10 protein-coding genes are annotated in these 14,785 nt (G+C 70.3%); 9 read left to right on the top strand and 1 reads right to left on the bottom strand.

Going from position 1 to position 14,785, the window contains the following annotated elements:
* Nucleotides 1-197: 197 nt before the first annotated feature.
* Nucleotides 198-4,283, top strand: a complete 4,086-nt coding sequence (locus tag GQQ95_RS07820) for a Calx-beta domain-containing protein (RefSeq protein WP_157427103.1) — start codon at nt 198-200, stop codon at nt 4,281-4,283.
* Here the strand turns inward: GQQ95_RS07820 and GQQ95_RS07815 are convergent.
* A complete protein-coding gene (locus GQQ95_RS07815; RefSeq protein WP_246205260.1) occupies nt 4,277-5,671 on the bottom strand; it encodes an aminotransferase-like domain-containing protein in 1,395 nt (464 codons plus the stop codon). The genes GQQ95_RS07820 and GQQ95_RS07815 overlap by 7 nt on opposite strands.
* Before the next feature lie 262 nt (nt 5,672-5,933).
* On the opposite strand from GQQ95_RS07815, the gene GQQ95_RS07810 reads away from it, so the two are divergent.
* From GQQ95_RS07810 to GQQ95_RS07775, 8 genes are all read left to right on the top strand, one after another.
* Nucleotides 5,934-6,782 (top strand): nitrilase-related carbon-nitrogen hydrolase, encoded by an 849-nt coding sequence (locus GQQ95_RS07810; protein WP_157427101.1) that lies wholly within the window; start codon nt 5,934-5,936, stop codon nt 6,780-6,782.
* A gap of 99 nt (nt 6,783-6,881) precedes the next feature.
* A complete protein-coding gene (gene hydA / locus GQQ95_RS07805) occupies nt 6,882-8,318 on the top strand; it encodes a dihydropyrimidinase (protein ID WP_157427100.1) in 1,437 nt (478 codons plus the stop codon).
* Nucleotides 8,319-8,439: 121 nt separating this feature from the next.
* Nucleotides 8,440-9,456: a TIGR03842 family LLM class F420-dependent oxidoreductase gene (locus GQQ95_RS07800; protein WP_157427099.1), complete on the top strand. Its 1,017-nt coding sequence runs from the start codon at nt 8,440-8,442 to the stop codon at nt 9,454-9,456.
* Nucleotides 9,453-10,346 (top strand): ABC transporter permease, encoded by an 894-nt coding sequence (locus tag GQQ95_RS07795; RefSeq protein WP_157427098.1) that lies wholly within the window; start codon nt 9,453-9,455, stop codon nt 10,344-10,346. Before GQQ95_RS07800 ends, GQQ95_RS07795 begins: the two co-directional genes overlap by 4 nt.
* Nucleotides 10,343-11,275: an ABC transporter ATP-binding protein gene (locus GQQ95_RS07790; RefSeq protein ID WP_157427097.1), complete on the top strand. Its 933-nt coding sequence runs from the start codon at nt 10,343-10,345 to the stop codon at nt 11,273-11,275. The genes GQQ95_RS07795 and GQQ95_RS07790 overlap by 4 nt, the downstream gene beginning before the upstream one ends.
* A complete protein-coding gene (locus GQQ95_RS07785; RefSeq protein WP_157427096.1) occupies nt 11,275-12,123 on the top strand; it encodes an ABC transporter permease in 849 nt (282 codons plus the stop codon). Before GQQ95_RS07790 ends, GQQ95_RS07785 begins: the two co-directional genes overlap by 1 nt.
* Before the next feature lie 19 nt (nt 12,124-12,142).
* Nucleotides 12,143-13,294, top strand: coding sequence for an ABC transporter substrate-binding protein (locus GQQ95_RS07780; protein WP_157427095.1), 1,152 nt, complete (start codon nt 12,143-12,145; stop codon nt 13,292-13,294).
* 136 nt (nt 13,295-13,430) lie between these two features.
* Nucleotides 13,431-14,753: an aspartate aminotransferase family protein gene (locus GQQ95_RS07775; protein ID WP_157427094.1), complete on the top strand. Its 1,323-nt coding sequence runs from the start codon at nt 13,431-13,433 to the stop codon at nt 14,751-14,753.
* Nucleotides 14,754-14,785 lie beyond the last annotated feature (32 nt).

Genomic DNA, 14,785 nt, shown 5'->3' with positions numbered 1-14,785 from the left:
CCGCCCGCCCGCCCGTCCGTCCGCCGCTCGCACAGCGCTCCGGCGTGACGTCGAGGGAGTGGCCCCCCGAACTGGGTACACCCCCCCGCACCCAGAACCTGAGGAATGCTCTTGACGGTCGCGCATCCGACTGCTTGTCTTCGGATGGGTTCCCCGCACAGCCAGACCCTCGGGAGGTCCGGATGTTCGCACGACGCATGCCCACGACCGACATCGGCGGGACTCGTGGCGAGCCTTCGCGCGGCATCCGCTCGATCGTGGGGGCGGCCGGCGCCGTCGTCGCGGCATCCGCCCTCGTGCTGTTCTCGGTCGTCGCGCCGGCGCACGCGGCACCGCCCTCGTTCGTCGAGCCGCCGACCCGTCTCTACATGGCGCCGGCCGGGTCGCTGCCGGTGAGCATCCCCGACGGCTTCCCGACCATCATCCCCGAGGGCGCCCTGCCCTTCGACGGCGCGACCGACCTCATCTCGCAGGACGTCCGGACCATCGAGGTCGAGTCGGGCGAGGTCGGCTGCGCGATGGCCGCGCCCGACTGGAACCAGGGCGGATGCACCGCGGTGCAGCTGTCGGTCTCGCACGGCACTCTCACCTTCGACCCGCTGCCGACCCAGGAGGACGACGGCGACAGCCCGTTCGACGTCCTGAAGTTCGCCGACGGCGCGCTCGAGCGCGACAAGGACGAGCTGGGCGACCTGCCCGCTCCGGCGGTCGCGATCATCGGCACGACCGCACAGGTGAACGCCGCGCTCGCGACGCTCGTCTACCTCCCCGACCCCGATGAGGACGACGACGGGACCGAGGACGACCCCTATTCCTACAACGGCTCGAACCCCGAGACGCTCGACATCACGCTCGCCGCCGGCGACCCGGCGATCGGCAATGCCTCGATCGACGTCGAGATCCGCGTGCAGCGGATCAACGAGTTCCCCGAGGTCGAGGTGCCCGACGAGGTGTTCCAGGTGCCCTCGGGCGGCACCGGCTTCCTCGGCGACGCCGGCGACGACACCGGCGAGCCCGACGAGGAGGACTGGAACGTCCTCGACGAGGACAACGACGAGCAGGACGACAACGACACGATCGACGGGCCGGGCGACGAGTGGCTGCTCATCGCGTGGGCCGACTGCGGCGCCTTCGCGATGCCCGCGTCGCCGTTCACGATCTACGACGACCTCGAGCAGTTGTTCGAGGACGCGCTCGACCTCGGACTCGAGCCCGACCCGGCCGACCCCGAGTACGCCGAGTACCAGACGAACAAGACGGCGCTGATCGATGCCGCGATGGCGGCGCTGCCCGACGAGGTCAAGAACCTGCCCTTCGCGACCGGCAACCCGAGCGATCCGCACAGCGCCTTCGCGGGTGTGGTGAGCGGGTCGAACGCGCTCGACAGCCTCAATTACGCCCTCGACCAGGTCGAGTTCCAGGCGACGGGGCTCACCGACGTGACCTGCACCGTGCGCTTCATGGTCAGCGACCTCGGCAACAACGGACTGCCGCTGCAGTACCTCGGCGATCCGCCGTACGGCATCCAGGTGCCGTTCTTCGGGTTCGACCTCGACACGAACGACTTCCCGACGACCGAGAAGGTCGTCGTCGAGGTCGGCGAGGGCACGGAGATCGAGGTCGCGCTGCCGACGGATGTCTCGGTGCCCGAGGGTGGCGCCGACGTGGTGCCCGTCGTCATCTCGCCCGCGACCCACCCGGCGTTCGACCTGACCGTCTCGACGGCGCCGACGCCCGGCACGACCGCCGATGTCGACTACACCTCCATCTCGGGCGTGACCCTGTCGATCCCCGAGGACGCGACGGATGCCTCGATCCCCGTCGACGCACTGCAGGACCTGGACCTCGATCCGGGGGAGTCCTACTCGGTCGTGGTGACGCTGCCCGCCGCGGCCCCGCCGGGCTTCTCGATCACGTCGTCGGACCCGGCCGCGCTCGTCTCGATCACCGACGACGAGGTCGCGCCGACCGCGGTGGACGTGACGCTGCCCGACGACGGCGTCGTGTCCGAGGGCGCGGCGGGGACGATCCCGATCGAGATCTCGCCGGCGACGCACCCCGCCTTCGAGGTCACGGTCTCGACGGCAGACGGACCGGCGTCGGTCGGCGGCGTGGACTTCACCGAGCTGACCGACGCGGTCATCACGATTCCGGCGGACGCGACCTCCGTCGACGTGCCGATCGACGCGCTGGCCGACGCCGACGTCGACCCGGGCGAGACGTACGCGCTCATGCTGACGCTGCCCGCGGTCGATCCGCCGGGCTTCGCGCTGGGCTCCTCCGACGACCTGGCCTCGGTGACGATCACCGACGTCCCGCCCGACGCGACGACCCTCACGCTCGGCATGCCGACGGATGCGACGGTCGCCGAGGGCGCCGCGACGACCGTGCCGATCACGATCTCGCCCGCCGTGCACCCGGCCTTCGACGTCACGGTCAGCACGGCACCGGTCGGCGGCACGACGAGCGGCACCGACTACAGCGCGCTCGCCTCCTCCACGATCGCCGTGCCGGCCGACGCCGCGTCGGTGGACGTGCCCGTCGACGCGCTCGCCGACCTGACCGCCGACGACGGCGAGCAGTACACGGTCACGGTCACGCCGCCGGCGACGCCTCCGTCGGGCTATGCCTTCGCGGTGTCGGACGCATCGGCGACGGTCACCATCACCGACGTGCCGCCCGACGACGTCGAGGTCGACGTGACGCTGCCCGTCGACGCGAACGTCGTCGAGGGCACGACGAGCACCATTCCGATCGAGATCTCGCCTGCGGAGCATCCGTCCTTCGAGGTGACGGTGTCGACGATCGACGGGCCCGCATCGGTCGGCGGGGTGGATTTCACCGAATCGGTCGACGAGGTCGTCATCATCCCGGAAGATGCGACGTCGGTGACGGTGCCGATCGACGCGCTGACCGACGCCGACCTCGACCCGGGTGAGACATACACGGTCATGCTGACCCTGCCCGCCGCCGGCCCGCCCGGCTTCGACCTCGGCTCTTCAGACGACCTCGCGTCGGTGACGATCACGGACGTGCCGCCCGTGCCGACGACGATCGCGCTCGGCATGCCGACGGATGCCACGGTCGCCGAGGGCGCCGCGACGACGGTGCCGATCACCGTGTCGCCGGGCGTGCACCCGGCCTTCGACGTGACGGTCGCCACGGCTCCCCTCGGCGGCACGACGAGTGGGACCGATTACAGCCCGCTCACGGACCTCACCGTCACGATCCCGGCGGATGCGAGCTCGGTCGACGTGGCCGTCGACGCACTGCAGGACCTCATCCTCGATCCGGGCGAGCAGTACACGGTGACGGTGACGGCTCCGGCCTCCGCGCCCATCGGCTACTCGATCGTGGTGTCGGATGCCTCGGCGACCATCACGATCACCGACGACGAGCTGCCGCCAGAGGACGTGGACGTGGACGTGACGCTGCCCGACGATGCGGCAGTCGCCGAGGGCTCCACCGGCACCGTGCCGATCGAGATCTCACCCGCCGTGCATCCGGCGTTCGAGGTGACGGTCTCGACCGCGCCGCTCGGCGGGACGACGAGCGGCACCGACTACACCGCCCTCGTGGACGAGGCGATCGCGATCCCGGCGAACGCGACATCCGTCGACATCCCGATCGAGGCGCTCGCCGACCTGGTCGCCGACCCGGCCGAGCAGCTCGCGGTGACGCTGGAGCCGCCCGTGGTCGACCCGCCGGGATACGACCTCGGGTCCACCGACGACGAGGCGACCGTGACGATCCTCGACGAGCTCGTCGCGCCCGACCCGCTCGCGATCCAGGTGCCCGACGACCTCGTCGTCGAGGCCGAGCCCGGCGAGCCCGGCGCGAACGTGGACTACCCGGCGGTGACGACCACCGGCGGCGTGGACCCGATCACGATCGCCTGCGACCATGCCTCCGGCGACCTCTACCCGATCGGCGTCACGACGGTCACCTGCACCGCGACGGACTCGGCACCGCCGGAGGAGGTCGTGCTCTTCGCGGTGGTCTCCGACTCGTTCACGATCACCGTGACCGAGGGCGACGACCCGCCGACGACCCCGCCCGTCACGCCACCCGCCACCGACCCCGGCGACCCCGGCACCGGCGGCACGCCCGGCGGCGGCACGGCGGGCGGCGGCAGCGCCGGCACAGGTAGCGGCGGGACCATCGCCTCCACCGGCGTCGACCTCTCAGGCTGGATCGCCATCGCCGCACTGCTGCTGCTCGTGGGAGCGGGCGCCAGCGCCGCGACCGCCGCCGCGCGTCGCGCCGGCCGGAGCCCTCAGTAGCCCCCGGCCACGAGGTGGGATGCCGCGGACGCGAGGTCGTCGGCGACCGCGTCGGCCTGCTCGCGCACGGCGCCGACCGTGACGCGCACGTAGTCGCCGCCGGCGCGCTGACGCATGCCGTTCGCGGCATCCGTCGCATCGGAGGCCGCGAGGAACGGCGTCCCTGCGGCCACGCGGATGCCCGCCGCGGCGAGCTGCACGAGAGCCGATCGCTCGCCGAGCACCGGCATCCACAGGTTGATGCCGTCGGCGGGAGCGACGGCGACATCCCTGGCCCGGAGTGCGTCGCCGAGCGAGCGCTGGCGCGTGAAGTAGGCCCGACGGGCCTCGGCGACGGCGTCGATCGAGCTGCCGTCGGTGAGCAGGTCGAGCAGGATCGTCTGCAGCATGCGCGAGGTCCAGCCCGGCCCGAGCATGCGCCGGCCGGCGATGTGCTCGACGAGGTCGCGGGGTCCGCCGAGCGCCGCGATGCGCAGGTCGGGACCGTGCGACTTCGAGAAGCTGCGCACGTGCACGACGCGCCCAGGCAGCCAGGTGCCGAGCGTGACGTCGCCCTCGATCGAGATGAGGCCCGAGTGGTCGTCCTCGATGACGACGAGGTCCTCGACCCGCTCGGCGGCCTCGATCGTGCGGGCGAGCGCCTGCGCCCGCGCCCGTGTCATCGAGGCGCCGGTGGGATTCTGCGCGCGGGGCTGCAGGAGCACGGCGACTGGTCGCTTGCGGAGGGCGGCGGCGAGCGCCTCGGGCCGGATCCCGTGCTCGTCGAGCCGCACGGGCACGGCGACGGCGCCGAGGACTTCGAGCAGGTCGAGGAACGGCGGGAAGCCGGGGCTCTCGACGACGACGCGGTCGCCGAAGCGCACGACCTGCTCGAGCGTCCGCGAGATGGCGTCGAGTGCGCCGTCGACCACCATGATCTGCTCGGCCTCGCTGGGCCAGGAGTCCCGCAGCACCCGCGCGAGCGGCGGGATCACGGGCTCGGCCTGGTAGCTGCCGGTCTCGGCCTTCGCCGAGACGCGCGAGAGGGCCGGGCCGAGCGCGGGGAGCAGCAGCGGGTCGGGCGTGCCGCGGGAGAGGTCGAGGCGCACCGGGTCATCCGGCAGTCCCATGCCGCGCATGCGCGGGGCGAGGCGAGCGGATGCCGCGCCGCGCACGAAGCTCCCGGCGCGACCGCGGCTCTCGATGAGGCCCGCCCGGGCGAGGGCCTGCCACGCCTGGCTGATGGTCGCGGGACTCACGCCGATCGCGGCGGCGAGTTCGCGCACCGTCGGCAGGCGGTCGCCGGCCGCGAGGTCGCCGGCGTTCACGAGTCGCGCGACCTCTCCGGCGATGGAACGCGGTGAGGCGTCGGCGAAGTCGGCGAGGTCGATCAGTCGAACGGCATCCACTCGAATACCTGACACCACCATTGCCTCCACACGGTGCAAGGGACAGGATGTTTAACCACAGCGTCACAGAGTGAAACAGAAGAGAAATGTTCAAGCCGAACAATAACAGAACGGGCCACGAGCCCCTGGTTCGGCAGTTCCACCGGCAGTCCAATCGGTACATCTCGGCGTCGCAGCAGCACCCGGCGAAGACCTGACTCGAGCACCACTCAGGCGATTCTCGCGGGCACGGCAACGACGCCGACCGACTCAGGAGACATTCATGACGATCGTCAGAGCGGCCATCACCCAGACGACCTGGACCGGCGACAAGGAGTCGATGCTCGACAAGCACGAGCAGTTCGCCAGGGACGCCAAGGCCCAGGGCGCCGAGGTCCTCTGCTTCCAGGAGCTGTTCTACGGCCCGTACTTCGGCATCACGCAGGACCAGAAGTACTACCGCTTCGCCGAGTCGTCCGAGGGCCCGATCGTGCAGCGCTTCGCCGACCTCGCGAAGGAGCTCGGCACCGTCATGGTGCTGCCGATCTACGAGGAGGCGCAGACGGGCGTCTACTACAACACCTCGGTGCTCGTCGACGCCGACGGCACGATCCTCGGCAAGTACCGCAAGCACCACCTGCCGCATCTCGACCGCTTCTGGGAGAAGTTCTACTTCCGCCCCGGCAACCTCGGCTACCCCGTCTTCGACACCGCCGTCGGCCGGGTCGGCATGTACATCTGCTACGACCGGCACTTCCCCGAGGGCTGGCGCGAGCTCGGGCTGAACGACGCGCACATGGTCTTCAACCCGAACGCCACGAAGCCCGGGCTCTCGAATCGCCTGTGGGAGGTCGAGGGACCGTGCGCCGCCGTCGCGAACGGGTACTTCGTGCTGCAGCCGAACCGCGTCGGCCGCGAAGACAACGAGTACGGCGACCTCGCCGTCGACTTCTACGGCACCAGCCAGGTGATCGACCCGCGCGGCAACTTCGTCGGCGACCGGGGCTCGAGCGAGCACGAGGAACTGCTCGTCCGCGACCTCGACCTCGACATGGTGCAGCAGATGCGCGACGACTGGCAGTTCTACCGCGACCGTCGGCCCGACTCCTACACCGCGATCGCCAAGCCGTAGACCCACCGTCGGTCGAGTAGCGAAGCGTATCGAGACCCGCACCCGAGATCTCGATACGGCCGCAAGCGGCCTACTCGATCACCGAAGAGAGGAGCCAGCATGTCCACCACCCTCATCACCGGCGGCACGGTCGTCAGCGCCACGGGCCGCGCAGCGGCCGACGTACTCATCGACGGCGAGACCATCCGGGCGGTGCTCGAACCGGGCAGCCACCTGCTCGGCACGGATGTCGCGGCCTCCGTCGACCGCGTCGTCGACGCCACGGGCAAGTACGTCATCCCCGGCGGCATCGACGCGCACACGCACATGCAGTTGCCCTTCGGCGGCACCGAGGCCTCCGACACCTTCGAGACCGGAACCCGGGCCGCCGCCCACGGCGGCACGACGTCGATCATCGACTTCGCCGTGCAGACCTACGGGCAGCGGATCGAGGACGGCCTCGCCGCCTGGCATGAGAAGGCCGCGGGCAACTGCGCGATCGACTACGCCTTCCACCAGATCGTCGGCGACGTGAACGAGGCCTCGCTCGCGACGCTGCGGAAGCTGCCCGACGAGGGCATCACGAGCTTCAAGATGTTCATGGCCTACCCGGGCGTCTTCTACTCGGATGACGCGCAGATCCTGAAGGCCATGCAGGTCTCGCGCGACACCGGCATGCTCACGATGATGCACGCCGAGAACGGCCCCGCGATCGACGTGCTCGCCCAGCAGCTCGTCGACGCCGGCAACACCGACCCGTACTACCACGGCATCGCCCGCGCGTGGGAGATGGAGGAGGAGGCGACGCACCGCGCGATCATGCTCGCCAAGCTCACCGGCGCACCGCTCTACGTGGTGCACGTGTCGGCGAAGCAGGCGGTCGAGCAGCTCGCGTGGGCGCGCGACAAGGGCCAGAACGTGTTCGGGGAGACCTGTCCGCAGTACCTCTACCTCTCGCTCGAAGACCAGCTCGGGGCATCCGGACCCGAATGGGGCTCCTTCGAGGGTGCCAAGTGGGTGTGCTCGACGCCGCTCCGCAGCCGCGCCGAGGGGCACCAGCACTCGATGTGGCAGGCGCTGCGCACGAACGACCTGCAGATGGTCTCGACCGACCACTGCCCGTTCTGCATGAAGGACCAGAAGGAGCTCGGGCTCGGCGACTTCCGCAAGATCCCGAACGGCATCGGCTCGATCGAGCACCGCATGGACCTCATGTACCAGGGCGTCGTGACCGGCGAGATCACGCTCGAGCGGTGGGTCGAGCTCACGAGCACGACGCCGGCGCGGATGTTCGGCCTGTACGGCCGCAAGGGCGTCATCCAGCCGGGCGCGGATGCCGACATCGTCGTCTACGACCCGAACGGCCACACGTCGATCGGCCTCGGCAAGACCCACCACATGAACATGGACTACTCGGCGTGGGAGGGCTACGAGATCGACGGCAAGGTCGACACCGTGCTCTCTCGCGGCAAGGTCATCGTCGACGGCGACGAGTACCTCGGCGCCAAGGGCGACGGCCGCTTCCTCAAGCGCGGCCTCAGCCAGTACCTCATCTGAGCCATCCGACGGTCGAGGAGCGCGAAGCGCGCATCGAGACCAGCGGATGTCACAACCGAACACTCACCCGCACTGGTCTCGAGACGGCCTCCGGCCTCCTCGACCGACAGAAAGGACCGACATGGATTTCGGCGTCGTCCTGCAGACCAACCCGCCCGCCTCGCGAACGGTGCACCTCGCCAAGCTCGCCGAGCAGTACGGATTCAGCACCGCCTGGACCTTCGACTCGCACCTGCTCTGGCAGGAGCCGTACGTCATCTACAGCAAGATCCTCAGCGAGACCCACCGCATCAAGGTGGGCCCCTTCGTCACCAACCCGGCCACCCGCGACTGGACCGTGACGGCGTCGATCTTCGCGACGCTCAACGAGATGTACGGCAACCGCACGATCTGCGGCATCGGCCGCGGCGACTCGGCGGTGCGCGTCACGAACGGCAAGCCGGTGACCATGTCCGAGCTCCGCGAGTCGATCCACGTGATCCGCGAGCTCGCGAACTCCCGGTCTGTCGAGTACAAGGGCGCGCAACTGCAGTTCCCGTGGTCGAAGGGCTCCGAACTCGAGGTCTGGGTCGCCGCATACGGTCCCATGGCGCTGAAGCTCACGGGCGAGGTCGGCGACGGCTTCATCCTGCAGCTGGCGGATGTCGACATCGCCAAGTGGATGATCAAGACGGTGCGCGATGCCGCCGAGGCCGCGGGCCGCGACCCCATGTCGATCACGTTCTGCGTCGCCGCGCCCATGTACATCGGCGACGACCTCGAGCACATGCGCGACCAGTGCCGGTGGTTCGGCGGAATGGTCGGCAACCACGTCGCCGACATCGTCGCGAAGTACGGCATGCACGGCGACGTGCCCGAGGCGCTGACCGACTACATCGCGGGCCGTGAGGGCTACGACTACAACGAGCACGGGCGTGCGGGCAACACGCACACCTCGTTCGTGCCCGACGAGATCGTCGACCGGTTCTGCATCCTCGGCACGGCCGAGGAGCACATCGCGAAGCTGAAGGAGCTCGCCGAGCTCGGCGTCGACCAGTTCGCCGGGTACCTCCAGCACGACAACAAGGAGGAGACGCTGCGGGTCTACGGCGAGACCGTGATCCCCGCGCTCTCCGAGCACATCACGGCGAAGGCATGACCGAGGCGGGCACGAGGAGGAGCCGGCGGCTGGCCGTCGTCGGCTGGGGCGCGTTCGGCGTCCTGCTGCTCGTCGTCCTGTGGGAGGCGTACAAGTTCCTCGCGCCCGCCGACGGCGTGCTCATCGGAGAGACCCGGGTGCTCCCGCGCACGACCGACCTCGCGATGCCGCACGTGTGGGAGATGCTCGGCCGCCTCGCCGAGCCCGTCACGCGCTCGCCGTCGGCGCAGCCGCTCTGGCTCGTGATCGCCCTCGCGGCGCTCACCACCCTCGGCATCGCCGCGGCCGGATGGCTCGTCGGCGTCGTCGTCGGCATCGGCCTGGCGCTCGTCATGCAGCGCTGGCGCCTCGCCGAGTGGGGCCTCCTCCCGTGGATCGTGCTCAGCCAGACCGTGCCGCTCATCGCGTTCGCGCCGATCGTGAAGAGCTGGGGCTCGCGCGTCGAGATCGGGTCGTTCGAATGGCAGGACTGGATGTCGGTCGCGCTCATCGCGAGCTACCTCGCGTTCTTCCCCATCGCCATCGGCGCACTGAAGGGACTGCAGTCGCCCGACCGCATCCACGAGGAGCTCATGCAGACCTATGCCGCCGGCTACTGGTCGACGCTCGCGAAGCTGCGCTTCCCGGCCGCGGTGCCCTACCTGCTGCCGGCGCTGCGCCTCGGCGCCGCGAACGCGGTCGTCGGCGCCGTCGTCGCCGAGGTGTCGACCGGGCTCCAGGGCGGCATCGGCCGACTGCTGATCCAGTTCGCCGGCCAGGCCTCCGGCGACCCCGCCAAGGCCTGGGGCCCGATCTTCGGGGCCGTGGTCCTCGGGCTCGTCGCGGCCGGCTCGGTCGCCCTGCTCGGCGTCATCCTCAAGAACTACCGACGAACGGAGGAAGCCGCATGAGCGCTCCAGAGAACGCTGCCGCTCCCGAGACCCTGTCCGCGCCCGCCGTCGAGACCGTGGCCGCCGTCGAGGTGGCGGCCGTCGACAAGGTGTTCGAGACGCGCGGCGGCCTCGTGCACGCGCTCGAGGGGATCGACCTCACCGTCGCCGCGGGCGAGTTCGTCTCCCTCATCGGGCCGAGCGGATGCGGCAAGTCGACGCTCATGCGCCTCGTCGCCGACCTCGACGCCCCGTCGGCCGGCACCATCACGGTGTTCGGCAAGACCCCCGCTCGGGCCAGACTCGACCAGGAGTACGGCATCGCGTTCCAGCAGGCCGGCCTGCTGCCGTGGCGCACGGTCGCCGCGAACGTCGCGCTGCCGCTCGAGCTGCACGGCGCGACATCCGCCGATCGGAAGGCGAAGGTCGCCGAGCTGCTCGAGATGGTCGGCCTCGCCGACTTCGCCGACCGCTACCCCGACCAGCTGTCGGGCGGCATGCAGCAGCGCGTCGCGATCGCCCGCTCGCTCGCCGAGCAGCCCCGCCTGCTGCTCATGGACGAGCCGTTCGGCGCCCTCGACGAGATGACGCGCGAGAAGATGCAGTCCGACCTCGTGCGCATCTCGGCCGAGACCGGCGCCGCCGTCGTGTTCGTGACCCACTCGATCCCCGAGGCCGTGTTCCTCAGCGACCGGGTGGTCGTGATGTCGCCCCGGCCGGGCCGCATCCGCGAGATCGTGCCCATGCGCTTCGCGGGTGCCGGCACTGCCGCGGACGATGCGGGCGCGGCGGGCCCCGGTGCAACCGGAGGGGCGGATACCGCGGCTCGCGCCCGGCGTACCGAAGGACTGCGCGAGGACCGCTCCTTCTTCGACATGGTCACCGCCGTCCGCGAGGCGCTGCACGGCGCCCCCGTGGCCCCCGGCGCACGCGGAGTGGAGACTCGCTGATGAGCCCGCGCACCGAGGCGACGCGGCGCGTCGTGGCACCCATCGCGGTGGGGCTCCTCGTGCTCGGCGCGTGGCAGTTCCTCGTGAGCGTGGTCGGGGTCTCCGACTACCTGCTCCCGAGCCCGGCCTCGATCGCCGAGGCGTTCGTCGCCTCCTGGAACTCGATCGTCTCTGCGACGATCATCACGGGCACCAACGCGCTCGTGGGCCTCATCGTCGGGTCGCTGCTCGGCATCGCACTCGCCGCGCTCGCCGCACGGTGGAAGGCCGTCGACCGCATGAGCGCCCCGGTCATCGCCTCGCTCGCGGTCGTGCCGATCGTGGCCCTCGCGCCCGTGCTCAACTCGATGTTCGGCGCCGACAGCCAGTTCGGGCGTCAGGCGATCGCCGCCCTCGCCTCCTTCGTGCCCGTGTTCATCAACACCCTGCGCGGGTTCCGGCAGACCACGCCCGTGCACCGCGAGCTCATGCGCGCGTACGCGGCCACGCCGTCGCAGGTGCTGCGCACGCTCACGCTGCCCACCGCGCGTCCGTTCATCCTCACCGGCATCCGCATCGCCTCCTCGCTCGCGGTCATCTCCGCGCTCGTCGCCGAGTACTTCGGCGGACCGCGCGGCGGCCTGGGCAGCCTCATCTCGACCTCGGCCGCGTCGAGCGCGTACGCCCGTGCCTGGGCCTACGTCGTGGCATCCATCGCCCTCGGCCTGCTCTTCTACCTCGCGACGCTCGCCCTCGAGCGCCTCGTGCTCCGGACCCGCACCACCGCCGGCATCACCAGCACCATGACGACCAGCACCAGCACCAGCACCAGCAGCACCGCCAGCACCAGCAGCACCGTTTCGCACTGAGAACCTGGGAAGGACTGACATGAAGCACAGCACACGCCGCGGAATCGCGGCCGGAGCGTTCGCCGTCACGGCCGCGTTCCTCCTCGCCGCCTGCTCCTCCGGCGACGGCGACTCCGGAGACGGGGGCGGCGACGCCGGCGACCTGACGCCGGTGAAGCTCCAGCTCCAGTGGCTCCCGCAGGGCCAGTTCGCCGGCTACTTCGCCGCCGTCGACCAGGGCTTCTTCGAGGAGGAGGGCCTGGACGTCGAGATCATCCCGTCGGGCGGCGACATCGTCCCGCAGGACGCGCTCGCGAACGGCGACGTCGACTACGCGATCGCCTGGGTGCCCAAGGTGCTCGGCTCGATCGAGCAGGGCGCCAACCTCACCGACATCGCGCAGATCTTCCAGCGGTCGGGCACCCTCCAGGTGTCGTGGGCGGACTCGGGCATCGAGACGGTCGCCGACTTCGAGGGCAAGAAGATCGGCTCGTGGGGCTTCGGCAACGAGTGGGAGATCTTCGCGGCGATGGCCGCCGAGGGACTCGACGCGTCGACCGTCGAGATCATCACGCAGGACTTCAACATGAACGCGTTCCTGCAGGGAGACATCGACGCGGCGCAGGCCATGACCTACAACGAGTACGCGCAGCTGCTCGAGACGGTGAACCCCGACACCGGCGAGCTCTACACCGAGGACGACTTCAACGTCATCAGCTACGAGGACACCGAGGGCGCCATGCTCCAGGACGCGATCTGGGCCGACACGGAGAAGCTCGAGAGCGACACGGAGTACCAGGACACCACGGTCAGCTTCCTGAAGGCCGTCATCAAGGGCTGGGCCTATGCGGCGGCCAACCCCGAGGAGGCCGCTGACATCACGATCGGAGCGGGATCCGGCTGGGGTCCGAGCCACGAGCTCTGGATGGTCAACGAGACGAACAAGCTCATCTGGCCGTCCGAGTCGGGCATCGGCATCATCGACGAATCCGCCTGGGACAAGACGGTCGCCGGTGCGCTCGCCGCGGTGAACGAGGCGGGCGACCGCCTCATCACCGAGGAGCCGCCCGCATCCGCCTTCTCGAACGAGTACATCCAGAAGGCGCTCGACGAGCTCGAGGGCGAAGACCTCGACCTCACCGGCGCCGACTGGTCGCCCATCGACGTCACCCTCGAGGAGGGCGGCAACTAGCCGACCGGATGCCGCATGCCGGTGGTCGAGGAGCGCGAAGCGCGTATCGAGACCATTGCTGGTCTCGAGACGCTCGCAGGCTCGCTCCTCGACCACCGGTCGCACATCCACCACCGCACCGAAAGGCACCGAAGCCATGAACGACACCCTCGCCGACGACCTCGACCGCATCGCCCGCGACCTCGACCGCGAGCACGTCTTCCACTCATGGTCGGCGCAGGCCCAGTCGCCGCAACTCGTCATCGCGAGCGGCCGCGGATGTCGCGTGTGGGACCACTCCGGGCGCGAGTACCTCGACTTCTCGAGTCAGCTCGTGAACGTCAACATCGGCCACCAGCATCCGGTCGTCGTCGAGGCGATCCGCGAGCAGGCCGAGCTCCTCACGACGATCGCGCCGTCGACGGTGAACTTCGCGCGCGGCCAGGCGGCGAAGCGCATCGTCGACCGTGCGCCCGAGGGATTCCGCAGGGTGTTCTTCACCAACGGCGGGGCCGATGCCAACGAGAACGCGATCCGGATGGCGCGCCTGCACACGGGCCGGGACAAGGTGCTCTCGACGTACCGGTCGTACCACGGCAACACGGGTGCCGCGGTCGTGGCGACGGGCGACTGGCGTCGCATCCCGAACGAGTTCGCCCGTGGGCACGTGCACTTCTTCGGCCCGTACCTCTACCGCTCCGAGTTCTGGGCGACGACCCCCGAGCAGGAGTCCGAGCGGGCGCTGCAGCACCTGCGCCGCGTGATCGAGGCGGAGGGACCGGCGTCGATCGCGGCCGTGCTGCTCGAGTCGATCCCCGGCACCGCGGGGGTCATGCCGCCCCCGCCCGGCTACCTCGCCGGCGTGCGCGAGCTCTGCGACCGGCACGGCATCCTCCTCATCCTCGACGAGGTGATGTGCGGGTTCGGGCGCAGCGGCCGCTGGTTCGCGTTCGACGGCTACGACGTCCGGCCCGACCTCATCACCTTCGCGAAGGGCGTGAACTCGGGCTACGTCCCGGCCGGCGGCGTGATCATCTCCGACCCGATCGCCGAGACCTTCGACGAGCGCGTCTTCCCGGGCGGACTCACCTACTCGGGGCATCCGCTCGCGATGGCGTCGATCGTCGCGACCCTCGACGCCATGGAGTCCGAGGGCATCGTGGCCAATGCCAGGGCCATCGGCGAGACCGAGATCGGGCCGGCGCTCGCCGACCTCGCCGAGCGGCACGCCGTCATCGGCGAGGTGCGCGGCGAGGGCGTGTTCTGGGCGATGGAGCTCGTCGCCGACCGCGAGACGCGCGAGCCGCTCCCCGCGGCCGAGATGGGGCGACTGAAGGCGGGGATGCTCGAGCGCGGACTGCTGCCGTTCGTGCAGGACAACCGGATCCACGTGGTGCCGCCGTGCGTGGTCACCGCGGAGGAGGTCGCCGAAGCGGTGGCCGTCTACGACGAGGTGCTCTCCACCGTGTCGGGCAGCTGACCGGCGGTCGAGCAGCGAAGCGTATCGAGACC

This window comes from Agromyces salentinus, from assembly GCF_009749395.1.
In the GTDB taxonomy this organism is placed as follows: domain Bacteria; phylum Actinomycetota; class Actinomycetes; order Actinomycetales; family Microbacteriaceae; genus Agromyces; species Agromyces salentinus.
This window is presented reverse-complemented; position numbering and strand designations above follow the sequence as displayed.

Bases quoted from the DNA above. Each gene is read 5' to 3' on its own strand.
- GQQ95_RS07820 (WP_157427103.1), top strand. From the start codon at position 198: ATGCCCACGACCGACATCGGCGGGACTCGTGGCGAGCCTTCGCGCGGC.
- GQQ95_RS07810 (WP_157427101.1), top strand. From the start codon at position 5,934: ATGACGATCGTCAGAGCGGCCATCACCCAGACGACCTGGACCGGCGAC.
- hydA (WP_157427100.1), top strand. From the start codon at position 6,882: ATGTCCACCACCCTCATCACCGGCGGCACGGTCGTCAGCGCCACGGGC.
- GQQ95_RS07800 (WP_157427099.1), top strand. From the start codon at position 8,440: ATGGATTTCGGCGTCGTCCTGCAGACCAACCCGCCCGCCTCGCGAACG.
- GQQ95_RS07795 (WP_157427098.1), top strand. From the start codon at position 9,453: ATGACCGAGGCGGGCACGAGGAGGAGCCGGCGGCTGGCCGTCGTCGGC.
- GQQ95_RS07790 (WP_157427097.1), top strand. From the start codon at position 10,343: ATGAGCGCTCCAGAGAACGCTGCCGCTCCCGAGACCCTGTCCGCGCCC.
- GQQ95_RS07785 (WP_157427096.1), top strand. From the start codon at position 11,275: ATGAGCCCGCGCACCGAGGCGACGCGGCGCGTCGTGGCACCCATCGCG.
- GQQ95_RS07780 (WP_157427095.1), top strand. From the start codon at position 12,143: ATGAAGCACAGCACACGCCGCGGAATCGCGGCCGGAGCGTTCGCCGTC.
- GQQ95_RS07775 (WP_157427094.1), top strand. From the start codon at position 13,431: ATGAACGACACCCTCGCCGACGACCTCGACCGCATCGCCCGCGACCTC.